General features: G+C 70.6%; 19 protein-coding genes and 1 pseudogene. 12 read left to right on the plus strand and 8 right to left on the minus strand.

Features of this window, described 5'->3' with window-relative positions; genetic code table 11:
- The first annotated feature begins 153 nt into the window (after positions 1 to 153).
- A complete protein-coding gene (locus tag ABZT04_RS07605) occupies positions 154 to 1,443 on the plus strand; it encodes an MFS transporter (protein WP_356054078.1) in 1,290 nt (429 codons plus the stop codon).
- Positions 1,444 to 1,475: 32 nt separating this feature from the next.
- Positions 1,476 to 2,945: an L-fucose/L-arabinose isomerase family protein gene (locus ABZT04_RS07610; protein ID WP_356054080.1), complete on the plus strand. Its 1,470-nt coding sequence runs from the start codon at positions 1,476 to 1,478 to the stop codon at positions 2,943 to 2,945.
- Between the two features lie 14 nt (positions 2,946 to 2,959).
- On the opposite strand, the gene ABZT04_RS07615 is transcribed toward ABZT04_RS07610, so the two are convergent.
- Both ABZT04_RS07615 and ABZT04_RS07620 read right to left on the minus strand, forming a co-directional pair.
- Entirely contained in the window at positions 2,960 to 6,622 is a 3,663-nt protein-coding gene (locus ABZT04_RS07615; protein WP_356054082.1) for a helix-turn-helix domain-containing protein, read from the minus strand.
- Between the two features lie 460 nt (positions 6,623 to 7,082).
- A complete protein-coding gene (locus tag ABZT04_RS07620; RefSeq protein WP_356054084.1) occupies positions 7,083 to 7,694 on the minus strand; it encodes an NAD(P)H-binding protein in 612 nt (203 codons plus the stop codon).
- A 132-nt stretch (positions 7,695 to 7,826) separates the two neighbouring features.
- On the opposite strand from ABZT04_RS07620, the gene ABZT04_RS07625 reads away from it, so the two are divergent.
- Positions 7,827 to 8,525, plus strand: a complete 699-nt coding sequence (locus ABZT04_RS07625; RefSeq protein ID WP_356054086.1) for a TetR/AcrR family transcriptional regulator — start codon at positions 7,827 to 7,829, stop codon at positions 8,523 to 8,525.
- Positions 8,526 to 8,829: 304 nt separating this feature from the next.
- On the plus strand, positions 8,830 to 9,018 hold the full coding sequence (locus ABZT04_RS07630; RefSeq protein WP_356054088.1) for a hypothetical protein: 189 nt from the start codon (positions 8,830 to 8,832) through the stop codon (positions 9,016 to 9,018).
- A gap of 143 nt (positions 9,019 to 9,161) precedes the next feature.
- Here ABZT04_RS07630 and ABZT04_RS07635 read toward each other — a convergent pair whose 3' ends face one another.
- From ABZT04_RS07635 to ABZT04_RS07645, 3 genes are all read right to left on the minus strand, one after another.
- Positions 9,162 to 9,746, minus strand: a complete 585-nt coding sequence (locus ABZT04_RS07635) for a VanZ family protein (RefSeq protein WP_356054090.1) — start codon at positions 9,744 to 9,746, stop codon at positions 9,162 to 9,164.
- A gap of 178 nt (positions 9,747 to 9,924) precedes the next feature.
- Positions 9,925 to 10,677 carry an MFS transporter gene (locus ABZT04_RS07640; protein ID WP_356054092.1) on the minus strand — a complete coding sequence of 251 codons (753 nt, stop codon included), beginning with the start codon at positions 10,675 to 10,677 and terminating at the stop codon, positions 9,925 to 9,927.
- Positions 10,678 to 10,983: 306 nt separating this feature from the next.
- The gene (locus ABZT04_RS07645) at positions 10,984 to 11,889 is read right to left on the minus strand and encodes a S41 family peptidase (protein WP_356054098.1); all 906 of its coding nucleotides are present in this window, start codon (positions 11,887 to 11,889) and stop codon (positions 10,984 to 10,986) included.
- 57 nt (positions 11,890 to 11,946) lie between these two features.
- Between ABZT04_RS07645 and ABZT04_RS07650 the strand changes: the two genes are divergently transcribed.
- Both ABZT04_RS07650 and ABZT04_RS07655 read left to right on the plus strand, forming a co-directional pair.
- Positions 11,947 to 12,489 carry a winged helix-turn-helix domain-containing protein gene (locus tag ABZT04_RS07650; RefSeq protein ID WP_356054100.1) on the plus strand — a complete coding sequence of 181 codons (543 nt, stop codon included), beginning with the start codon at positions 11,947 to 11,949 and terminating at the stop codon, positions 12,487 to 12,489.
- Positions 12,490 to 13,109: 620 nt separating this feature from the next.
- Positions 13,110 to 13,268 (plus strand): annotated as a pseudogene (locus ABZT04_RS07655) (GTP cyclohydrolase I); the annotation flags it as partial.
- 301 nt (positions 13,269 to 13,569) lie between these two features.
- On the opposite strand, the gene ABZT04_RS07660 reads toward ABZT04_RS07655, so the two are convergent.
- Positions 13,570 to 15,219: an alkaline phosphatase family protein gene (locus ABZT04_RS07660; RefSeq protein WP_356054102.1), complete on the minus strand. Its 1,650-nt coding sequence runs from the start codon at positions 15,217 to 15,219 to the stop codon at positions 13,570 to 13,572.
- 253 nt (positions 15,220 to 15,472) lie between these two features.
- Entirely contained in the window at positions 15,473 to 16,135 is a 663-nt protein-coding gene (locus ABZT04_RS07665) for a DUF6629 family protein (protein ID WP_356054580.1), read from the minus strand.
- A 275-nt stretch (positions 16,136 to 16,410) separates the two neighbouring features.
- On the opposite strand from ABZT04_RS07665, the gene ABZT04_RS07670 reads away from it, so the two are divergent.
- Positions 16,411 to 16,626 carry a DUF4177 domain-containing protein gene (locus tag ABZT04_RS07670; RefSeq protein WP_355915722.1) on the plus strand — a complete coding sequence of 72 codons (216 nt, stop codon included), beginning with the start codon at positions 16,411 to 16,413 and terminating at the stop codon, positions 16,624 to 16,626.
- A gap of 38 nt (positions 16,627 to 16,664) precedes the next feature.
- Here the strand turns inward: ABZT04_RS07670 and ABZT04_RS07675 are convergent, their stop codons facing one another.
- Entirely contained in the window at positions 16,665 to 17,690 is a 1,026-nt protein-coding gene (locus ABZT04_RS07675) for a LacI family DNA-binding transcriptional regulator (RefSeq protein WP_356054104.1), read from the minus strand.
- Positions 17,691 to 17,836: 146 nt separating this feature from the next.
- Here ABZT04_RS07675 and ABZT04_RS07680 point away from each other — a divergent pair, with 146 nt between their 5' ends.
- The 5 genes from ABZT04_RS07680 to ABZT04_RS07700 all read left to right on the plus strand — a co-directional run bounded on the left by ABZT04_RS07680 (position 17,837) and on the right by ABZT04_RS07700 (position 23,612).
- A complete protein-coding gene (locus ABZT04_RS07680) occupies positions 17,837 to 18,655 on the plus strand; it encodes an ATP-binding cassette domain-containing protein (protein ID WP_356054106.1) in 819 nt (272 codons plus the stop codon).
- Entirely contained in the window at positions 18,652 to 19,716 is a 1,065-nt protein-coding gene (locus ABZT04_RS07685; RefSeq protein WP_356054109.1) for an ABC transporter permease, read from the plus strand. The genes ABZT04_RS07680 and ABZT04_RS07685 overlap by 4 nt, the downstream gene beginning before the upstream one ends.
- Positions 19,709 to 20,782, plus strand: a complete 1,074-nt coding sequence (locus ABZT04_RS07690; protein WP_356054111.1) for an ABC transporter substrate-binding protein — start codon at positions 19,709 to 19,711, stop codon at positions 20,780 to 20,782. The genes ABZT04_RS07685 and ABZT04_RS07690 overlap by 8 nt, the downstream gene beginning before the upstream one ends.
- A 114-nt stretch (positions 20,783 to 20,896) precedes the next feature.
- The gene (gene argG, locus ABZT04_RS07695; protein ID WP_356054113.1) at positions 20,897 to 22,342 is read left to right on the plus strand and encodes an argininosuccinate synthase; all 1,446 of its coding nucleotides are present in this window, start codon (positions 20,897 to 20,899) and stop codon (positions 22,340 to 22,342) included.
- Between the two features lie 106 nt (positions 22,343 to 22,448).
- The gene (locus tag ABZT04_RS07700; protein WP_356054115.1) at positions 22,449 to 23,612 is read left to right on the plus strand and encodes a M20 family metallopeptidase; all 1,164 of its coding nucleotides are present in this window, start codon (positions 22,449 to 22,451) and stop codon (positions 23,610 to 23,612) included.
- Positions 23,613 to 23,617 lie beyond the last annotated feature (5 nt).

Genomic DNA, 23,617 nt, shown 5'->3' on the forward strand with positions numbered 1-23,617 from the left:
ATCGTCTGTCACCTGCGATGTTGGCACCGGTCGCGAGAAGCGGGAAGGAGGCCCGTGCTTCTTCCCCTCGAATTGCGCAAGAGGGGTTGTTGGAACGTTTTTTGAACCCTATATTCACTGCGACCCCGGCCCAGAGCCGCGAGGAGCCGCATCATGATCCGTTTCTCACCTGCCCCGGAACGCCCTGAACAGCCCATTCCGAAGCACTTGTGGAAGGTCGCGGCCCTCTCGGGCATGGCCTCCTACCTGGACGCCGCGCTCATCGTCAGCATCGCCGTCAATCTGGCGATCTACCGCGACAGTTACGACATGGGCGTGTGGATGGCGGGGGCGATCAGCGCGATCGTCACCGGCTGCATCGCCGTCGGCTCCCTCGTCGGCGGCCGGCTCGCCGATATGTTCGGGCGCCGCCGGGTCTACAACCTGGACATCCTCTGCTACGCGGTGGGCGCGATCGTCATCACGCTGGCGCCCAACGACATCGTGCTCTTCGTCGGCGTGCTCGTCGCGGGACTGGCCGCCGGCGCCGATCTGCCGACATCCCTGGCCGTGGTCTCGGACGCCGCGCCACCCGAAGGCCGGGCGCGGCTGGTGTCCTTCACCCAGGTCATGTGGGTGGCGGGCATCGTCGTGGTCATCTTCCTCGGCTACCTCCTGTCGGACACGGGGCTGACCGGGGCCCGGTTCATCACCGGCCATCTGATCGTCGCCGCGCTGGTCACCTGGCAGCTCCGCTCCCGGCTCGAGCTGGCCGACGAGCCGTCGGAGCCGACCGTGACGGAGGCGGCGGTGCCGCACGGCATCGAGCTGAAGAACGTGTGGAACCGTGCCGCGCTGCTGCCGATGGCGGCGACCTTCGTCTACTACGTCACCTGGGGCATCGGCGCCAACACCTTCGGCCAGTTCGGCACGTACCTGCTGGTCACGGTCAGCGGCGCCTCCCAGAGCCTGGCCACGGGGATCAATCTGGCCTTCCTGCCGATCGCGTTGGTGCTGACCTTCGTCTTCGTCCGGATCGCCGACACCCCCTGGCGCGACCGGCTGTTCTACGTGTTCACGGTCGTGCAGGTTATCGCCTTCTGCATCGCCTCCCTCACGGCCGGCGCGCTTGTCGGCATGCTGGTCTTCTTCGTGCTGTACCAGATCTCCAACCCCTTTGCCGGGGAGGCCAGTTACAAGGTGTGGTCGCAGCTCACACTCCCCCCGGACACCCGCGGCACCACCCAGGGCCTCACCTACGCCCTCTCGCGCGGGGTCTTCGCCGGCGTCGCGTTCGTCACGCCCGCCCTGATGGACTACAGCGCCTCGCTCCTGCTCTGGCTGATCACCCTCTGCATGGCGGCGTCGGGGGTCGCGGGCGTGTACGTCATCCATGTCCTGATCCGGCGTTCCCCCGCCACCGCCGCCGCCCCGGCGCCGGGCCTCGGCGTGGCCCGCACCTGAAGCCGCACCGGCACCCGGAAGGAACACCGCCCATGGCAACGACCGACCCCACGACCGTGACCGCGGAACGCGCCGCCACCCTGCGCGAGTTGCTCCCTCCGGTGACCCGCCGCCGTACCCGGATCGGACTCGTGGCGGGCGGGCTCGGCGCCTACTGGCCGCAATTCCCTGACCTGCTACCGCAGTTGAGGGAGTCGTCCGCATACGTCGCCGAGCGGTTCCAGCGGATGGACGCGGAGGTGACCGACGTCGGGTTCATCTCCGACGCCGCCGAGGGAGCGGTCGCCGCCGAGCAACTGCGGCGGGCGGACTGCGACTTGATCGTGCTGTTCCTGACGACGTACCTGACCTCGTCGATGGTGCTGCCGATCGCCCGGCGCTCGCACACACCCGTTCTGGTCATCGACCTCCAGCCGACCGAACGGATGGACCACGCCTCCTTCGACACGGGCGCCTGGCTCGCCTACTGCGGACAGTGCCCGGTGCCGGAGGTCGGCAACGTCTTCCGACGGGCCGGGATCCCCTTCCGGTCGGTGTCGGGCTGGCTGCGCCAGGAGTCGGCCTGGCGGCGCATCGAGCAGTGGATCAAGGCCGCACGGGTACGAGCAGCGCTGCGGCACGCCCGGCACGGTCTGATGGGGCATCTGTATCCGGGGATGCTCGACGTGTCGACCGATCTGACGCTGCTCCCGGCGACGTTCGGCTCGCATGTCGAGGTGCTGGAGTTCGATGATCTGCGGCACCGGGTGGAGCAGGTCAGTGAGGCGGAGACCCGTGAGCGCACGGCGCTCGCCCGGCGGATCTTCGCCGTGGACGACAGCGTGGTGGACGAGGACTTCGCGTGGGGGGCGACCGTGTCCGTGGCCCTCGACCGGCTCGTCGAGGACTTCGGGCTCGACACCCTCGCCTACTACCACCGAGGCCTCGACGGCGAGCTGCACGAACGGCTCGGCGCCGGCATGATCCTGGGTGCGTCCCTGCTCACCGCCCGGGGCGTGCCGGCCGCCGGCGAGTACGAACTGCGCACCAGTCTCGCCCAGTTGGCGACCCAGAGCATCGGTGCCGGGGGCTCCTTCACCGAGATCCAGGCCCTCGACTTCGAGGACGACGTGGTGGAGATGGGCCACGACGGACCCGCCCACCTCGCCGTCAGCTCCCGCGACCCGCTGCTGCGCGGCCTGGGCGTCTACCACGGCAAGCGCGGCTGGGGCGTCAGCGTGGAGTTCGACGTCCAGCACGGCCCCGTCACCCTCCTCGGCCTCGGCCAGGACGCCGACGGCACCCTCTCGTTCGTCGCCTCAGAGGGCACGGTCGTACCCGGACCGCACCTCACGATCGGCAACACCACCAGCCGCGTCGACTTCGGCCGCGACCCCGGCGAGTGGGTCGACGCCTGGAGCGCCACGGGCGTCGGCCACCACTGGTCCCTGGCCCTCGGCCACCACACCGCGGACCTCCGCGCCGCCGCGAGCCTGCTGGGCATCGAGCACCGGGAGGTGTGAGCGGCTCTCGGCGATCAGGTCCGACAGGCCACGTCCCGGCGGCCGCCCAGGTATGCGGCCCGTTCCAACGCCGTGAAGTCGCGGTGTACGGCGGCGCAGATTCTGTCGGCGGCCTGCCGGGGGCCGAGCAGAGTCACGTTCCACAGGCGCACGGTGCCGTCGCTGCTGCCGGTCGCGAGGGTGTGGCCGTCGGGACCGAAGGCCACGGACCGTACGGGCCCGGTGTGGCCTGTCAAGGTGCCCCGCAACCGCCGGGTCGCCACGTCCCACAGGCGGACCGTGCCATCGTCGCCGCCACTGGCCACGGTACGGCCGTCGGCGCTGAAGGCCACCGCCCACACCTGGTCGCCGTGACCGGTCAGGACGGCCCGCTGCTTGCCGGTGGCGGTGTCCCACAGCCGTACGGTGCGGTCCTCGCTGCCGCTGACGAGGGTCCGTCCGTCGGGGCTGAACGCCAGTGCTTTGACGGTGCTGGTGTGGCCGGTGAGCGTGGCCAGGGTGGTGCCGGTGGTGAGGTCCTGGAGCCGGATCGTCTTGTCGTACGCGCCGGTCGCGAGGGTGTGGCCGTCGGGGCTGACGGCGACGGACCACACGGGCTTGGTGTGCCGGGTGGTGAGGGCGCGCCCCTTGCCGGTGGTCGTGTTCCACGCACGGAGTTCGCCGTCGTCGTAGCGGCTGATCAGGCCGCGGCCGTCCGGGGTGAAGGAGACCGACCAGACGCCGGACCTGTAGCGCAGGACCAGCCGGGATGTCGCCGTGCGCACGTCCCACAGCCGTACGGTCCCGTCGACGCCGCCCGTCGCCAGGGTGCGGCCGTCGGGGCTGAACGCGACGAACCGTACGGCCGAGGTGTGGCCGGTGAGGGTGGCCCGGAGTGTTCCGTTGCCGGTGTTCCACAGGCGGGCCTTCCCGTCGTCCCCGCCGGTGGCCAGGGTGCGGCCGTCGGGGCTGAGTGCCACCGAACGGACCGGTCCCGTACGGGTGTTGAGAGTGGCACGCGTCCGGCCCTGGTCGGACTCCCACAGGCGGGCCGTGCTGTCCTCGCTGCCCGTGGCCAGGAGACGGCCGTTCGGGCTGAACGCCACCGACATCACGAATGCCGTGTCCCCGGTGGCGATGATCCGGCTCTCGCCGGTGGCCGGCGTCGTCAGCCGCAGGGTCTTGTCGGTCCCGGTGCTGGCCAGGGTGCGGCCGTCCGGGCTGTAGGCCACCGACATCACCTGGCCGGTGTGGCCGGTGCGCAGGATGTGTCCGGCACCGCCGCCCGTGTCGAACAACCGGACGGTTTTGTCGCTCCCGCCGGTGGCGAGGGTCCGACCGTCGGGGCTGAAGGCCACGGACCGTACGGCCCCGGTGTGGCCCGTCAGCGTGACTCGCGGGCGTCCGGTGGACGCGTCCCACAGGCGTGCCGTGCGGTCCTCGCCGCCGGTGGCGAGGAGACGGCCGTCGGGGCTGAACGCCACCGACCACACCTGGGCGCTGTGGCCCTTGAGCGTGGCACGGGCCTTTCCCGAGGCCGCGTCCCACAGGTCCACCGTCTTGTCCTCGGCGGCCGCGATCGTGCGGCCGTCGGGGCTGAACGCCACTGCCACCACCTGGCTGTGGCCCGGGCGTTGGAACCTGGCGCGGATCTTGCCCGTGGTCACATCCCAGACCTGCACGCCGTTCTCCCCGCCGACGGCCAGCGTCCGGCCGTCGGGAGCGAACGCGACCGCATCCTGCGCTCCGCCGCCACCGGTGAGTGTGGCGCGACTCCTGCCCGTGGCCGTGTCCCACAGCCGGACGGTCTCGTCGTCGCTCGCGGTGGCCAGGGTGCGCCCGTCCGGGCTGAACGCCACCGACCACACCTGGGCGCTGTGCCCGGTGAGGCGGTGACGCAGTGGCAGGGCGGCAGCCGTGTAGAGGCTGCTGACGGCCTCGGTGGTGGGGCTCGTCCGGTACGACTGGACCGCGAGCAGCGAGGCCAGATCGGGGTCGGTGTCCAGCAACGCCTCGGACTGGGCGGCGAGTTGACGGGACAGTGCCGTGTGCTGCGCCCTGACCGCGCTCTGCCGCTGGGTGAACGCCAGCCCGGCGGCGATGACCGCCAGCACGAGCAGGGCCGCCAACGCCCCGCTCAGGAAGCGCAGTCGGCGGGCCGTACGGGCCGTCGCACGCTGTTCGGCGTCCCGCGTACGGAGGCTCGTGGTGAGGAACGCGCTTTCCAGCGGGGTGAGTTGGGCGGCGCTGTTGAGTGCGGTGAAGGCTTCCTCGGCCGCGGTCAGCCGGGCACCGCGATAGAGGGAGCCGGAGTCGCGGTCCAACTGGTCCCAGGCATCGGCGGCTTCGGTGAGTGATCGGCGTCGGCGCAGCACCTCGCGGTCGCGGTCGATCCATTCGCGCAGTCGGGGCCATGCGGTGATCAGCGCCTCGTGGGCGAGGTCGACGGTGTCGTCGTCGAGGGTGATCAGCCGGGCCCGGGCCAGCCGGTCGAGTACGACGGTCGGGTCGCCGTTGCCGGCCGCGTCGAGTTCGGCCCGGCGGGCGGGACGGCTGGTGTCGTCGGTGCCCTCACCCGGGGCGATCAGCCGCAGCATCACCTGGCGGGCGAGCTGGGCCTCCTGCGGGGAAAGACTGCCGTAGAGGTCCTCGGCGGTCTGGGTGATCGCGCCGCGGACGCCGCCGGCTGCCTCGTACCCCTTGAGGCTCAGTGTGCGGCCGCGGCGGCGGCGCCAGGTTTCGAGGAGCGCGTGGGACATCAGCGGAAGGCCGCCGGGCCGAGCGGTGACGTCCGCGACGATCCGGTCGGCCAGGGCCCGTTCGACGGTCAGGCCCTGGGCCGCGGCGGGCTTGACGATGGCCTCGCGCAGTTCGTCCGTGCTCATCGGGGCGACGAGCAGGCTCGCACCTCGCAGGGCGGCCGCGACGCCCCGGTGCTCGCCGAGCCGGCCGTAGAGGTCCGCACGCACCGCGATCACCACCCGCAGTCCGCTGTCGGGCCGGGAGGCGGTCAGCAGCCGGTCGAGGAAGCGGGTGCGTTCGGCGGGGTCCTGGCAGAGCGTGAAGACCTCCTCGAACTGGTCCACGAGGACCCAGGTCTCCCCCTCCTCCCCCGAGGTCTCAGCGGGGGCGAGCGCCCTGGTGTGGGTACGAGCCGGATGCTCGCCGGGGGTAAGGATGCGTACGGCCGCCGGGCGGGCGCCCGGCCAGGCGTCGCCGCGCAGCGCCGGGACCAGCCCGGCCCGCAGCAGGGACGACTTTCCGCTGCCCGAGGTGCCGACGACGGCCACGAACCGGTTGTCCAGGGCCAACTCCGCCAGATCGGCGACCAGTTGGTCCCGGCCGAAGAAGCGGCCGCTGTCGGCCGGTTCGAACCGCGCCAGCCCCCGGTACGGCGGTGTGGCCCCCTCCTCGCCCTCGGGCGTCCGCCCGGCCTCCTCCTCGGCCGCCCGCCGCCAACGCCGCTCCCACTCACCGCGGTCCGCGCCACAGGCCTCCGCGTACGCGAGGACGACAGCCAGGGACGGGAGCCGCTCGCCGGCCGCCGACTCCGACAGCGTGGCCGCGGAGAAGTCCGCCCGGTCGGCCATCGCCCGATAGGTGATCCCCCCTGCCTCCCGCCGGAGTTGACGCAACTCGTACGCGAACCGCTGCACCGGCCCGGCCTCAGGATCCAGCGGACCCTCCGGACGCCCCATGCCATTCCCCCGTCCCCGTCGCACGACCCGGCGGTACGTCCCGCGCCCCTCCCCCAAGGGGACGCGGGACGGCCTCCCCCACTGCTTCGAGTTCACCCCGGCCGGGAGTTGATTGGCAGCCCTTTCAGGGCACCAATCAATACCAAACGGCCTGCGGGAGAACGGAGTTCGCGCCCTTCCGGGGGCGCCACGCAGAAGGATGGCGGCGTTTTCCGCTCCGTGGCCATCCCACTCTTCATGCTCGTCCGGAGCGACGCCCCGCCCGGTTCGCCGGACAGATGGCCAGTTTGAATCCCAGCCCGCTGCCGACCAACATGCTCTCCTCCCGCAGGTCCCGATCGGACAGCACCTGCCCGACCGGGACCGCACGACCAAGCACCAGTACCGGCTCCTGATGACCGACGCTGGTTGCCACGACTACGCCGCCCGCGGTGCGGCATCGCTCCATGGCGCCTGTGGATCAGCTCAGGGGGACGACGATCTCGCCGCCGTGACCGCCCTTCTCCGCCTCGTCGAGCATGAGTGCCGCGAGCGTGGCACGGGAGATGTGGGGCGGCAGCACAGGGCGCTTGACGTCCGCGAGCAGCACGATGCGCCGCTTGGGGCTGACGGCGCCCACCCAGAGGTCGGGGGCGTGGAACACCGCGGCGCCGGCGTCCCTCGCGATCCGGTCGGCTTCCTCCCTCTCCGGCATCTCCTTGCCCACGACCCTTTGCATGATCGCCTGGTAGATCCTTCCGCCCGCGTTCGTCGACACCCCGGTACCCAGTGCGCCCAGCCACACGGTGCGGACACCGGCGGCGGCGAGTAGCCGCGCCCCGGCGGCGAGCGCGCCAAGGCCGTCGCCCTTGCTGATCCCGATCGCGGACACGGCCGCGTCACAGCGGCTCAGGTCGGGGAACGAGTCCGGGGACTTGACGTCCGCCCGGGCGACTTCGATGTGCCCCGAGGGCGGGACCGTGAACTGTTCCGGCGTGCGGACGAGGGCTGTGACCTGGTGCCCCCGTTCCGCGGCCTGCTCGACGAGGAGGCGGCCGACCTTGCCCGAGGCTCCGAGTACGGCGATGCGCATGGCGTTCCATTCTTTAACTAAACAAGTGTTGGTTAGTTAAGTGAACATGCGTTGGTTAACGTCTGTCAAGTGCGCCGGTGCCGGTAAAGTGATCACGACTACTGAGGGGCCGACGCCGACGGGAAGGGGTCGATGATGCCGTCGCAGGAGGCGCGCCCAGCGCGTCGCCGCAACCCGCGCGGTCAGGGGCAGGTCCTCAAGGCCCAGCTTGTGGACGCCGCGGCAAGACTCCTGGCCACCCTCGATCAGCCGGAGACGCTGACCCTGCGGCAGGTAGCCCGCGAGGTGGGAGTGGCCCCCGCCAGCATTTACGGGCACTTCCCCGACCTGGCCGCGTTGATCGAGCACGTGCTCCGGCTGCGTTACGACCAGCTCTCCGAGCTCATGGACCAGGCCGCGGAATCAGCCTCGGATCCACTCTCCGACCTGGTGGCCCGCTGCGCGGCCTACGTGCACTGGGGCGTCGAACAGCCGGGCAACTACCGGACCCTCTTCGGCGGACGCATGCCGGCGGATCTTGCCCTCGGAGGAGGCCACGGCGACGGCGCCCATCTTCTCGAGACCGTGATCACCGCCCTGGCGGGCGTCAACGCCACCCGTGGACGGCAGCCCACCGAAGAGCAGCAATGGCGCGACGGCCTCATGCTCTGGACCGCCATGCACGGACTGATCGGCCTCTACAACGACCACGGCGACCTCCCATGGCCGCCCCTGAACGACCTCCTCGCCAACCTGCTCAGCCTGCACACCGGCCGACCGACTGACGAACTCGCCACCCTCTTGGCCCGAGCCGGCCAACCCGGAACCAGCAGTGAGCACCGGGCGTCGTGAAGTTGCTGGTCACGGGTTTGGTGTGAGGGCCCGGAGGGATACTCACGCCTGCCGTCGGCTGGTGCCCATGCGAAGATCGTCTGGCCTGTCGGTCGGAGTCGTTCCCAGGTTCCGCTGCGCCCGTCAAGGAGTTGGCCAAGCGGCTGTCCGCACCCGATGGGGCACCGGAGCCGAGAACCGGAAGAACTTCTCCCGCAACCACAATTGCCATGGCGCGAGAGGATCCCAACCTGATGGAGTACGACGCCCGGAACGCCGGGGCCCTGGCACTCGCGCGCAGACCATCGCCTGGCTTGAGCAGCAAATGCCCGAGCCGGACATCTGCGACGCTCTGGACCAGGTCTGCGTGATCCGCGTCCACGACGACCGCATCCACCTCCCGAGCTACCTGGGCGTCGCTGCGGCGCTCCGGCCCATGGAGCAGTCGGGAACCTGGTCTCCGCCTCACCCTGACGTCGGGGGTGCCGCCCGGGCCTATCCGAGTCACGGCTGACTGTGTCACTCCCAGTGAATGTCGTTTCGACATGAGTGTCCCTTGTCATCCGACCAAGGCGTTTGACAGCGAACCCAGTCGTGCGGGGACAACACCGCCGGGACCGCGGGAGTACCGACGAAAGTGCTGCTCCCGGCATACCCTCATGCGGATCTCCCGCTCACCTCCCCGGGCCTGGGACCCGTTCCTCCCGCGGGGAGCGGGCTCCTGTCGACGCGCCACCAGCCGCGTGACGCCAGTGCGGCCAGACCGGCGCCGACGGTGTTGAGCAGTACGTCGTCCACCGACGACACCCGATCCAGTTGCAGGATGTACTGCGCTGTCTCGACCAGGATCGAGCAGCCCGCCCCGAGCGCGAGAACCCGCCGTACCGATGCCAGCGCCGCGAACCGCAGCGGGCCGAGGAACCCCAGCGCCGCGAACACCAGCAGGTTGCCGACGATCTGGCCCGCGTCCATCGTGAGGAGGTCCCGCAGCGGCACCATGTTCACGACCGCCCCGTCCTCATCGCCCGGCAGCAGGATCAACCAGACCGGCGGCACCGTCCCATAGACCATGCCGACCTCGGCGAGCGACATGCGCCACGCCCTCGCCGCCCTGACACCGGCGAGCCTCCGCCAGCGGGCCACAGCCCAAGCCGCCAGCGCTGCCAACGGCAACGCGGCCACCGTGAGGAGCACCACCCCGGTGAACGTACCGACCCAGCCGTGCCACCCTTCGAGTCGCACCCCGCCACCCCCGCTTCCATCCGGTTGTCATCGGCAGTCTCACCGGCGGCACGTACCGGCGGCGTATGAGTCGGCGTTTGATGCCGTAACGAACAAGCCCAACGGGATGACAACCCCTGAACTCAGCGCCGCTCAAGCTTCGGTGAGAACGGTCAACCTTCACAGGCGGCCCGTGTCTCTACACCCGTTTCGCCCCCGAACCCTGCGGCAGCGAGCCGTCCGCTCTGTCGTGGGGAGAGCCGATACGGTCCATCTGCCTCCAGGCCGGGAAGACCAGCGGGCACAAGGTGGCGAGCAGATACACACCGCCCACCGCCAGCAGCGCACAGGGCAGGCCGACCGAATCCACGAGGAAGCCCGCAACCGGTCCGCCCAGCGGAGTGATGAGCTGGACCGAGGCCGTTGTCGCGCTCAGCACGCGGCTGCGCAGTTCCTCCGGGACCGTCTCATAGGTCACGGTGGCCATGACGGGGTTGAGCACTCCGAAGGCGAGCCCCTCAACCGCCATGATCACGGCCAGCGGGGTGAAGGTGTCGGTGAAGGCGGCCACCACGAAGCGCGGCAGGCCCCCGACGAGGAAGGCGATCGTGAACACGGGCCACCGCCGAAAGCGGCTGCCCACCGCCCCGTAGACCAGCGCCCCTGTGAGTGCGCAGACCCCGAACGCCGCGTTCAGCAGACCGAGATCGACGGCACCACCGAGCTCCTCACGGGCATCCACGGGCAGAAGCACGGCGCTCCATCCCTGGTCGAGCCCCCGGGTGACCAACGTCATCAGGCACAGGCCCAGCAGCAGCGGCGTGGCCGCCACGAAGCGATACCCTTCCGCGAGTTCACGACGGTAGGCCCGCAACGACGTCCGCTCGGCCCGTCGTTGGGCCTGCGCCTCGGGCAGGCCGCGCACTCCGAACGCGAACAGCGGCGCGGCCACGGCGAGCGCCCACCGTGAACGAAGCAGGTCAGCCGGCGGGCGAAGCGAAGTGGTCAGCGTCTGGCGCGCATGACGAGGCGCACCGCGATGCGGTGTTCACAAGCAGCGCCTCCAACACTTCGCCGGGATGACCACCCGGCACCTCCACGCATTGTCACCTCGGACACCGGTCCCCCGCAACGACGATCCGTCGCAACGGGCGAGCCCACACAGAGAATTGACTGAGTTGCGCCCACCGCAAGGCCCGAGGTGTTTCCTGAAACTCGTCCACACACTCATGCAGTGCTGTCGGTGAGCTGGACCGGGTCAACCTGCCAGTCGGGCGAGGGCCAGCGCGTGCGCTCGGTCGAGGGAGTCGGCGGCAGCGCATGGGATGTCCGGTTGCACGCCGGTGCCCTCCCAGTTCGTGCCGGAGACCGGGTTGATGGCGCGGCCACCGGGGATGGTGGCTTCCAGGTGCGGGTGCACGGTCCAGCCCTTGCACGGATGTGCGCCCCCGCGGGTGCGCTCGCCGACGACAACGGCGCGACCTAGCTGCTGGAGGTCGTACGCCAACTCCTCAGCGGCAGAGAAGGTGCTGGCACTGGACAGCACATACAACGGCTTGCTGCCGCCGAAGCGTGCTCCGGGAACGTGCGGCAGGCTCCAGGACTGCTCGCTGCGCTCGCCGTCGCGCCAGTACATGGTGTTGAGGTGGGTGCGCTCGTCCAGTAGGTAGCTGCAGACGAAGGCGACCGCGTCCGGGTCGCCGCCCCGGTTGGCGCGAAGGTCCACGATCAGCGCCTGGGCGCGGGAGGCCAGGGTGAGCGCGGCGCTCAGCGGTTCGGCGGCCCACTCCAGCGGAAACAGCATCGGTGCCAGCTCCACCAGGGCGACGCCTCCGTCGAGCAACTGCACCCGGGGCGCACCGCCCAGAGACGTGTCGAAGTCCCGGCGTATGGAGTCCAGGGTGGCCGCCCCCTGCTCCGGGGACACCGGGTCGGCGTGGTGCTTCAGTCTCAGGTGTCGGTCACCGTTGACGGACTGCAGGTCCGCGGTGACCAGGCGGGCGAACTCCTCGGCGTCGTCTACGTCGTAGGCGCTCTCGGCGAGACGTTGTTGCAGCAGGCAGGCGACCTGCTCGGCTATCTCGGGGAAAACGTAGTGCTCGGTCAGCAGCCGGACTGTCTCGTCGATGACAGCGGCAGGCCGATGCTTCGTCACAGTCGTCATGGCAGGGAGTAGAGCACTGCCCTTGCGAAAGCGTCAATTAATTTAGACACTTTCGGTATGCGCGATCAGCCTTCCCACCTGCCGCCTCCTCAGGACGTCCTGGAGCTCGGCGCGCCTGAACAGTTCGCGGCCCTCGCCCACCCGTTGCGTCAGCGGTTGCTCTTCGCCCTGGGCCAGCGGCCCGCCACCATCAGCCGGCTCGCGGCGCAACTCGACGCGAAGAAGGGCAACGTGGCCCACCATCTGAAAGTGCTCCGAGAGGCCGGACTGGTCCACATCGCAGAGACCCGCCAAGTCCGCGGCGGCACCGAGCAGTACTACCAACGCACGGCCCGCCGAATGGTCGTCGCCGAGCCCGAAGCGGCGGGCACCGCCGCGATGCTCGCCGCAGTCGCCCAGGAGCTGGACCGCTCTCCAGCCGAGACCCACCTGACACTGCGCCACCTGCGTCTCAGCCCCGCGAAGGCAAGAGAACTCGGCGAGACCCTCACCGAGCTGGTCGACGGGGCCGAGGAAAGTACAGAGGACCAGCCCGTGCACGGTGTGTTGGTGGCGCTCTATCAGCAGGCTCCGCCGACCAGCACCACCAGTTCCGCCTAGCAGTATCAGCCCCACGAGACAGCACACCGAGCTCACCCGGTCGGTCTGCGCCGGCGCGCCGAACTCCTGGGCGGGCGGCAGCGTCGCCGCCGGCCCCACATGACACCGAGGACGACCTGCACGGCGTACGGGCATCACCCGTTGCTATCGCCCCGTCAGGTGCCCGCGACGGCTGCCGCGAGGCGGGGTGCGGCGAACGCCGTCCCGCAGATGAACCGGAGCAGCGGCCCGAAGGTCGCCGCCGCTTGGATGCCGGTGAAGTACAGGCCGGGCACGGAGGACTGGAGCCCCGCGTCGAGATGGGGGAGCCTCCGGTGCGGGCGAGCCCGGCACGCAGTTCGGGGGCCAGGAAGTCCAGTCCGTCCAGGCGGACTTGGTAGCCGGTGGCGGCCAGGACATGCTCGGCCGTGACCGTGTGCGTCTGCCCTTCGAGGTCCCTGGTGGTGACCATAAGGCCAGTGTCTTGCCGCCGCACATGGGTGATCTGCTCTCCGAGCCGTACGGGCACGGTCCCCTCGAGGCGCGGCTTGAGCCACCACGACCCGAACGGACCGAGTACCCGTTTGACCAGCCGCAGCCGATGGCGACGGCGTTCAGACCTGCGCGCAGCCGGGGCCCACTTGGAGCCGAAGGGCGTCGGCGTGGTCATCGAGGCCGAGCACAGTTGCATGACCCTGCGCGGTGTCCAGGCCACCGGCTCCAGCACCATGACCTCCACCCTCCTCGGCCTGCTGCGCACCGACGGCCGCTCCCGCAGCGAATTCCTCGCCCTGACCGGCGCACCCCCTGATCAAGCCGGCACCACACCGCAGGCAGTTGCCCGACACGCAACCGAAAGACCAATGCCCTCGGTCAAGAGCGTCTCCAGGTCGTCCACGTCAAGCGGCCCGGGTCCGGTGTTCCGGCTCTCCAGGAGAGGCCGGGACGTCCACGGCGCGGCGCCGCTGGAGGGACAGACCGGCGGCTGTGTGACCACGCTGCAGGCCCTGCTCAACAAGGCTGAGCACGACGGAGGGCCGCGCCCGGGCGAACCGCGACGGATCGGCCGTGGGCATGTCCCGGTGGGCAGGGTCAGCAGGTTCAGCGGACCGGCAGCACGTTGGTGTGTTCCTCGCGCACCGCCTGGAGGGCGCGGGGGTCGAGGCCGAGCAGGCTCAGGATCGTCGGTGCGATCTGCTTGGTCTGCACGGCCGCGGAGTCGCGCACGCCGTCCGGGACGGAGGCACCGGACACGACGAGAGGAACGGCGAGGTCGTCGGAGTGGCCGCCGCCGTGCTCGGCGATCTTCTTGGTGCCGCCGGTGTAGACGACGCCGTACTGCGCGACACCGAGGAGGTCCGGGACCCGGGCGTCGCCGGCCTTGACGTGGAAGTAGTCGGCCGCGGCCCTGCCGGCGTAGACCTTGCTGAGCCCGCCGTGGGCGTATGCCTTGGGCGCGGCGTTGATGTCGGTGCCGGTGCCGCTCTGCGCGAGCAGGTACTTCTTGGCGAAGGCGGTGGCGGCCGCTGAGCGGTCGGAGAGCCACAGCAGCATGGCGTCGTCGTCCACCGCGTGCGTCACCAGGTCGGCCGAGCCGGGGTGGAGCTTCTTCCAGGCGGCGTTGAGGCCGTCCAGCAGCGGGCCGTCGTCGACGCGGGTGAGCGCGGCGGGGTCGGTGGGCGACTGGCCGTGCTTGGCGGAGAGGATGACGGTGGTGCTGCCGGAGAGGTGCCGCTCGGCGATCTCGGCGGTCAGGGCGCCGATCTCCGTGTTGACGAAGTCCAGGTTCTTCACCAGCAGCGGGCCCGGGACGTTCTTGGCGGTGTAGCCGCCGGTGAGGCCGTCCGAGGTGGGCAGCTTCTGCGCGGTGGAGACCGACTGGAAGTTGAGGCCGAAGATCGCCGGGGTGCCGACCTTGTGGGCGCGGCTGTGGTCGTAGCCGTCGATCTCGTTGAGGACGGCCTTCACCTTGTAGCCGTCGTACTGCTCGGTGGCCTTGTTGTCCGTGGTCCAGTCGTTGCCGGCGGCGTAGCCGAGGGCGTCGCTGTTGATCTCCGGGGTGAACAGGTCCTGGACGCCGGTGCCCGAGGGGCCGTTGAGGATCTCGTAGGCGGCGTGCTTGTCGGACCAGGCGGTGCGCAGACCCGCCTGGCGGGCCACCTCGAAGATCGTGTTCACCTTGAGGTAGGAGTGCGGGTACACCGGCCGGCAGGTCTTCGGGTCGACCGGCAGCTTGGACGCGTTGATCAGGCTCGCCGGGTGGCCGGTCATCGACAGGATGCTGTCCGGGAGGCCCGTGAGGCCCTGACCGGCGTCGATGGAGGCCTGGTTCTTGTCCAGGTCCTCCGTGAGGTCCACCTCGACCCCGGGCTTGACGCCCTTGCAACTGGTGGTTCCCGCCGGGAGGAGCGCGGCGTTGTAGGTGTCGTCGTAGTAGATGCCCGTGGTGCCGGGGCTGCCGCCGGTCGCCTGGGCGACCATGCCGGGGAAGGAGTCGGACGGCGTGGTGGTGCTGGCGTGGGTGTACTCCACGCCGCCGCCGACCAGCCGGGCCAGCGCGGACTTCGGGTGTGTGGCGATGTACCAGGCCAGGTCCGACTGGTGCAGTCCGTCGACGGAGACCAGCAGGACATGCCTGGCGGCGGCCCGGTGGGGGGAGGCCGCGAACGCGGAGGGCTGGGCGGCGGTCACCCCGATCAGGACTCCGGCGGCGGCGAGGACGGCTGCGGATCTGACGTGACGTCTGGACATCTGTTGTCTCCCGGGTGTTCGGCGCGGAGCTGCGCGTGCCGGGCTCATCAGAGTCTCGTCTTGTGTACCGGAAACGGCACATGTATGAACACATCCGGAATGGGCGGTCGGGTCTTCCCCAAGCAAGCCTGGTTTTCCCCAAGGAGGAGGCCTGCGGCACCGGCGGGCAGCGTGACCGGATGGAATCTGCGCCCAGCGGGTTCCCCTACCTACCTCGCCTGCGGAGCCCGGCGCTTCACTCGCGACGGCCGCCTCAGCCCGCGGCCCCACCCCGCGACACACCCGCATACCGCCGACTCCCCCGGTCCCGCCCCCGCCCACGCGCCCAGAAGAACAGGACCACCGAGGTCACCGCGGCGACCGCGCACCACGTCGAGACGAACTCCAGCTCCCACAGCGCCCAGCAGACGATCGCGCCGACGGCGACCAGGACGCCCAGCAGTACCAGCCCTCGGTCGCCGGACGCGAGCAGTGCGCCCACGGTCGCGACGAGGTAGCCCGCGATGACCAGTTGGGCATGGGGGAGGTCGACGACGTACCCGACGGTGTGGCCGCGGATCTCGGAGGTCACCGGGTGCGCGACAAGGGCGTGGGCGAGTGCCGCGGCCGTGGCCACGCCGATCGCGAGCAGTACACCGATCCGGGGCCGTGCCCGCCGTGGCACGGCGCACCACACGCCCGCCGGGACCCACACCGCGAGCAACGGCAGGGCGATGATCGCCCAGGTGAGGGTGGCGGCGCCGGTGCCTCCGCCGTCCGCCCACACCAGGGACTCCACGATCTGGTGGACGCCGAGGAGCACCGGCAGCGCGGCCAGCGGGAGATCGGCCGGCCTGCGGGTCCTGGCCACACAGGCCACCCCGACGGCGAGGACGCCCGCACCCGCGACGAGGTCGGCCTTCGCACTCCAGCACATCGCTCCCCCACGGGATCGGTCCGCGTCCTCCTGCTCCATCGCGCACGCTACGGCTCCGTCCCGCCGCGCCCGGCGTGACACGACGGCCGCATCGTGCCGTGATGGCATACCCCGGCACTCCCCTTCGACGCCCGATGCGAGCAACGCACGGCGTTCCGGGCCCAGTTGGCGGCCGGGGCCGCCAAACCACCCCCGGCCTGCGCGCGAGCGTCTCCCCGTGATTGGCTGACCCCGGCCACCGCAGACCGTGCCACGCACAGGAGGACATCGCAGCCATGAGCAACCCCTACACGTTCGAGTACAAGGTCGTCAGCTTCCGGGAGTCGCTGATCGGCGACGCCCTGGACGGCGACAAGCTGGAGAAGGTCCTCAACAAGCACGCCGAGGACGGCTGGGGCCTCAAGGCCATCACCGCGGCCGACGTCAAGGGCCGCATCGGTCCCGGCGCGGTCGAGGGCCTGCTCCTCACCTTCGAGCGGCCCCGCGCGTAACTCCCCGGTGCCGTACGCGGGACGGGGGCCGGGAGTCGTCAGCGCCGAGGAGTGGCGGGCGGCGTGCCGGGTCCCGGGATCTCCCCCGACCCGCGCGGGATCAGCTCGGTCGGCATGACGACCCGGCGGGGCGGTGATGTGTCCCCGTGGATGCGGGCGAACAGCAGATGCGCCGCGCTCGTCGCGAGGGCCACGGGATCCTGGGCGATGACGGTGACCGGCGGGGTCAACCGCGCGGCCAGGGCGAAGTCGTCGAAGGCGATGAACGCGATCGTGGCGGGCAGCACGGCCAGCACACCGAACGCTAGGGCCTCGTTGCCCGCGACCACGGCGGTGGGCGGCTCGGGTGCGGAGAGGATCGCGGTGACGGCCCGGGCGGCGTCCGCGCCGGAGCCCACCCCGTGCCGGACGAGCGCCGGATCGGCGTCGATGCCCGCCGCGTTCAGGGCCGCCAGATAGCCGCGGTGGCGCTCGCCGCAGGTCCAGATCTCCCGCTTGTCGCCGAGGTAGCCGATCCGCCGATGTCCGTGCGCGATCAGATGGCGTACGGCCCGCTCCACCGCGCCGAAGTTGTCCACCACCACGGTGTCCACGTCCAGGCCCGGCGCCGCCCGGTCCACACACACGATCTTCGTACCCCGTGCCTGCGCCGAGCGCAGAAAGCGGTGGTTGCCCGATACCGGGGTCAGGATCAGCCCGTCGACGCGGCGGGCGGTGAAGGCCGCGACGACCTCGCGTTCACGGTGCGGGTCGGCGCGGCTGGAGCCGATGAGCACCATGTTGCCGAGCCGGTGGGCGATGTCCTCGGTGGCGGAGGCGACGGCCGCCATGAAGGGGTCGGCAACGTTGTCCACCATCAGTCCGATGGTCTGGCTCAACCGGTCCGTACGGCGCAACTGCCGTGCCACGTCGTCGCGTTGATAGCCCAGCCGGCGGACGGCGGCCTCCACGCGGGCTGCTGTTCGCGGTGCCACGCCCGTCTCGCCGTTGACGACCCGGGACACCGTCATCACGCTCACGCCCGCTGCCGCGGCTACGTCCTTCATCCTGGGACGACTGGCCACGCCGCGTCCTCCAGCTCCCGTCCGGCACGCCCGGACCGACGGGTCGATGACTCCCGCCCGATTCCGTTCGTACCCGACCCTTGACGCCCACTCATGGGCCTCCCAGAATCGACGAACTGTTAACGATACCAACCAGAAAGCACAGCATGGCCTCTGCAAGGGAACCACTTCTCGCGGCACATGGTGTGGTCAAGCGTTTCGGCCATGTCCAGGCGCTCCAGGGCGCCGACTTCACGGCGTACGCCGGTGAGGTCGTCGCCCTGATCGGTGACAACGGTGCCGGCAAGTCGACGTTGGTGAACGTCCTTTCCGGCGTGCTCACCCCGGACGAGGGCGAGGTGCGCCTGGACGGGGTGCCGGTCCGGTTCAGCGGACCGATGGACGCGCAACAGCACGGCGTCGAGACCGTCTACCAGGATCTTTCGCTGGCGCCGGATCTGGACGCGGCGGCCAATCTCTATCTCGGCAGGGAACTCGTCCGGGGCGGCTTCCTCGGTCGCCTGGGCGTGCTCGACCGGCCCACGATGCGCCGGGAGGCGGTCGCGGCCTTCGGTGAACTGGGCGTCGAGCTGAAAGATGTGACGGCTCCTGTGACAACGTTGTCGGGAGGGCAGCGGCAGTCCGTGGCGGTGGCCCGCGCGGTCGCCTTCGCCAACAAGGTCATCTTCATGGACGAGCCGACGGCCGCCCTGGGCGTCGTCCAGCGCGCCCGGGTCCTGGAGACCGTGCGCAGGGTCGCCGACCGGGGCATCTGCGTCGTGCTCATCAGCCACAACATGCCCGAGGTGCTGTCGGTCGCGGACCGGGTCGAAGTGCTGCGGCTGGGGCGCCGGGTCGCCTCGTTCACCGCGGCCGACACCACGATCGAGGAACTCGTCGGGGCCATGACCGGATCGCTGGACGAGCCCGCGCCGGGCGGGAACCACGGCCCGGCCGGCGCGACGGAAGCGGAGGACGGGCGATGAGCGCCAACAGCCAGGACATCAAGCCGGCCGCCCCGGCACAGGAGCCGCCGCCCCCGGCCGACGGCGGACGCCTCGCGATGCCCCCGTGGCTCCGACGGGCCGCCGGGATCAGCGAGTTGTGGACGTTCGTGATCCTCGTGGCGCTGGTCGCGTTCTTCACGATCGCGGCGCCGGGCAAGTTCTTCACGCAGTACGACATCACACAGATCGCCGTGAACGCGGCCATCTATCTGGTGCTCGGCGTCGGCATGACGTTCGTGATCATCACCGCGGGCATCGATCTGTCGATCGGCTCGGTGCTGGTCCTGGCCGCGGTCGCGGCGGGCGAGTACAACCTCCACCACGGCGGACCCACCGCCGGCTGGGGCACGGTCACCGTGTGTGTCCTCATCGCCCTTGCCGTGGGCGCGGGTTGGGGCGCGTTGCAGGGCGCGGTGGTGGCGACCGGCAAGGTGCCGCCGCTGATCGTGACCCTGGGCGGTCTGGGCGCGGCGCTGGGTATCGCCGAACTCGCCACCGGCGGCCAGGACCCGGCCGGCGCCGCGGCCACCCACCTCCAGAACAGCCTGGGCTTCGGCAAGTTGCTCGGCATCCCGTGGATGGTGATCCTCGCGGCGGTGGTCACCGCCCTGTTCGGCGCGGTGCTGGGCGCCACGCGCTTCGGCAGCCACACCCTGGCGATCGGCTCCAACCCGACCGCCGTACGGCGTGCGGGCATCCCGGTGGGACGCCATCTCATCCTGGTGTACGGCCTGATGGGCCTTCTCGCCGGGCTGGGCGCGGTGATGTGGCTGGCCTCGTACGGCACGACGTCCATCGCCGGCCACTCCACCGACAACCTGAAGGTGATCACCGCGGTGGTCCTTGGCGGCACCAGCCTGTTCGGCGGGCGGGGTTCCGTGCTCGGCACCGTGATCGGTGTGTTCATCCCCGCCGTGCTCACCACCGGGCTGATCGTCATCGGCGTTCAGCAGTACTGGCAGGACGTCGCCGTGGGCGTCGTCCTGGTCGTGGCCGTCTACATCGACCAGATGCGCAGAAAGACCCGAGAGCGTGCCTGACCCCCGCAGCGAGTCCCGCAGAGAACCCCGCACCGACCCCCGCACGACCCAGGAGGACACCCTTATGTCGAGCTTCCGCGTCTCCCGCAAAATACTGGTCGCCGCGGGCACCGTGCTGGCCCTCACCGGCGCCGCCGCCTGCAGTTCGTCGAGCGACAGCGGCGGTTCGGGGTCGAAGGGCGGCGCCTCGGGCAAGAAGGTCCGGCTGATCACCGGCGTGAAGAGCGACCCCTTCTACATCACCATGACCTGCGCGGCGCAGACCGAGGCCAAGGCCAAGGGCATGGACTTCTCCGCGGACGGTTCCGCGCAGTGGGACGTGTCGGTGCAGCGGCCCCTGCTCGACTCGGTGGCCGCGTCCCGGCCGGACGGGCTGCTGATCTCGCCGGTCGACACCAGCGCGCTCACCCCCTCGCTCAAGCAGATCCAGTCGGCCGGGACCAAGGTGGCACTGGTGGACACCACGGTCTCCGACTCCTCGATCGGCATCACCCGCATCTCGTCCGACAACGAGAAGGGCGGCCGGGTGGCGGCCGACGCGCTCGCCAAGCTGATGAACGAGAAGGGCTCGGCGATCGTCATCAGCGTCAAGCCCGGAGTCTCCACCACGGACGCCCGCATCAAGGGCTTCACCGAGGAGATGGGGAAGTACCCCAACATCAAGCTGCTGCCGACCCTGTACGACAACGACCTGCCGGCCACGGCTGCCTCGCAGATCCAGTCGACGCTGGCAGCCCATCCCGACCTGGGCGGTGTCTTCGCGGGCAACACCAACACCGGTACGGGCATCGCCACCGGTCTCAAGCAGGCCGGCAAGCAGGGCGCGGTGAAGGTGGCCGCGTTCGACGCCGAACCGGACGAGGTCGCCTCCCTCAAGGCGGGCACCCTCCAGGTCCTGGTCGCGCAGGACCCGGCGGCGATCGGCAAGGAGGCCGTCGACCAGTTGGCCGCGGCCTTCGAGGGCAAGAACGTCCAGAAGTCGATCGGGACCAACATGGTGGCCATCACCAAGGCGAACATGGGTCAGCCCGAGATCAGCAAGTACTTCTACAAGGCCGGCTGCTGACCCGACCGACGCGACCGGTTCCGCCCGGGTGTTCCGCTCTTCCGCAGGCACCCGGCGGAACCGATTCCGGAAGGGGACTTTGCATGACCATGCGCGAGCGTGCATAATCTTCCTATGTCTAAGGTCCTCACCTCTCTTCCCACCGGCGAGCGCGTCGGCATCGCCTTCTCGGGCGGACTCGACACCTCGGTCGCGGTCGCCTGGATGCGCGACAAGGGTGCCGTCCCCTGCACCTACACCGCCGACATCGGCCAGTACGACGAGCCCGACATCGCCTCGGTGCCCGGCCGCGCGCAGGCCTACGGCGCCGAGATCGCGCGTCTGGTCGACTGCCGTGCGGCGCTGGTCGAGGAGGGCCTGGCCGCGCTGACCTGCGGGGCGTTCCACATCCGCTCCGGCGGGCGCGCCTATTTCAACACCACCCCGCTGGGCCGTGCCGTCACCGGCACCCTGCTGGTCCGGGCGATGCTCGAGGACGACGTCCAGATCTGGGGCGACGGCTCGACCTTCAAGGGCAACGACATCGAGCGGTTCTACCGCTACGGCCTGCTCGCCAACCCGCACCTGCGGATCTACAAGCCCTGGCTGGACGCGGACTTCGTGACCGAGCTGGGCGGCCGCAAGGAGATGTCGGAGTGGCTGCTCGCACACGAGCTGCCCTACCGGGACAGCACGGAGAAGGCGTACTCCACCGACGCCAACATCTGGGGCGCCACCCACGAGGCCAAGACCCTGGAGCACCTGGACACGGGCGTGGAGACCGTGGAGCCGATCATGGGCGTCCGCTTCTGGGACCCGTCGGTCGAGATCGCCACCGAGGACGTGACGATCGGCTTCGACCAGGGCCGCCCGGTGACGATCAACGGCAAGGAGTTCGCCTCCCCCGTCGACCTGGTGATGGAGGCCAACGCCATCGGCGGCCGCCACGGCATGGGCATGTCCGACCAGATCGAGAACCGGATCATCGAGGCCAAGAGCCGGGGCATCTACGAGGCGCCCGGCATGGCCCTGCTGCACGCCGCCTACGAGCGCCTGGTGAACGCGATCCACAACGAGGACACCCTCGCCCAGTACCACAACGAGGGCCGGCGCCTGGGCCGTCTGATGTACGAGGGCCGCTGGCTGGACCCGCAGGCCCTGATGGTCCGCGAGTCCCTCCAGCGCTGGGTCGGCTCGGCGATCACCGGCGAGGTCACCCTGCGGCTGCGGCGCGGCGAGGACTACTCGCTGCTCGACACCACGGGCCCCGCGTTCAGCTACCACCCGGACAAGCTGTCCATGGAGCGCACCGAGGACTCGGCCTTCGGCCCGGTGGACCGGATCGGCCAGCTCACCATGCGCAACCTCGACATCGCCGACTCGCGCGCCAAGCTGGAGCAGTACGCCGGGCTCGGTCTGATCGGCGCCGGAAACGCCGCGATCGGCGCCGCGCAGGCCGCCGCGACCGGCCTCATCGGCTCCATGCCCGAGGGCGGCGCCGAGGCCATCGCCTCCCGGGGCGAGGTCGACGAGGACGACGCTCTGCTGGACCGCGCCGCGATGGAGTCCGGCACCGACTGACCGGCTCCGGGACACACCGTCACCGCCGTAGGGCCGCCTCGACACACACCGTCGGGGCGGCCCTTCGCCGACCCGGGCTGCACCGACGCCCACGTAGCCTTGCGCCATGACCAGCATGCGCCAAGCCGTCGACGTGAACGTCGACGCGATGATCGACGACCTCAGGACCCTCGTCCAAGTCGAGTCCCCGTCACGCCAGTTGGACGCCTTGACGAAGTCGGCCCGAACCGTTGCCGAGGTCATCGAGGGGCGGCTCGGTGGGCGGGCCGTGGTCGTCGACAGCGAGGGCGGGCCGCACGTCCACTGGTCGGGCGGTGGCGCACCGCGCGTGCTGATCCTGGGTCACCACGACACGGTGTTCCCGCTCGGCACCCTGGAACTGCGCCCCTTCCGGGTCGAGGACGGCCGGGCGTACGGACCCGGTGTCTTCGACATGCTCGGCGGTCTGGTGCAGGCGATCCACGGGCTGGCCACGCTCGACGACCGGTCGGGCGTGGAGATCCTGGTGACCGCCGACGAAGAGGTCGGCTCCCACTTCTCCCGGGCGCTGATCGAGGAACGCGCCCTCGCCTGCGGTGCCGTTCTCGTGGTCGAGGGCGCCGCCGACGGCGGGGCCGTGAAGACCGGCCGCAAGGGTTGCGGCACGTTCGAGGTGTCCGTCGCGGGCCGGGCCTCGCACGCGGGACTCGAACCCGCCGCCGGGGTCAACGCGTTGGTCGAGGCGGCCCACCAGGTGCTGGCCGTCGCAGCGTTGGCGCGGCCCGAGATCGGCACCACGGTCACCCCGACCGTCGCGTCGGCGGGAACGCTGGACAACGTCGTACCGGCCGAGGCGACCGTCCTCGTGGACGTCCGGGTCGAGTCGGCCGGTGAGAAGGAGCGGATCGAGTCCGCGTTCGCCGCTCTGTCCCCGCGTCTGGACGAGGCGGTGATCACCGTACGGGGAGGGGTCGGCCGGCCTCCTATGCCCGAGTCGGCGGCGGCCGAACTGTTCGCGGTGGCACGGCGGTTGCTGCCCGGTCTCGAAGGCAGGGCGGTCGGCGGTGGCAGCGACGGGAACTTCACGGCAGCGCTGGGGGTGCCGACGCTCGACGGGCTGGGAGCGGTCGGGGGCGGGGCCCACGCCGACCACGAGTATCTGCTCGTCGCGTCGATGGCCGAGCGGGCGAACCTCGTCGCCGGGCTGGTGAATGTGATCCAGGACTCCCGACCCCAGGCAGGTCAGACAAGTTCGGACGGCATCAACAAGCCACCGAAGAGCCATACTTGACCATG

This window comes from Streptomyces sp. NPDC005492 (genome assembly GCF_040605995.1).
Lineage (GTDB): Bacteria > Actinomycetota > Actinomycetes > Streptomycetales > Streptomycetaceae > Streptomyces.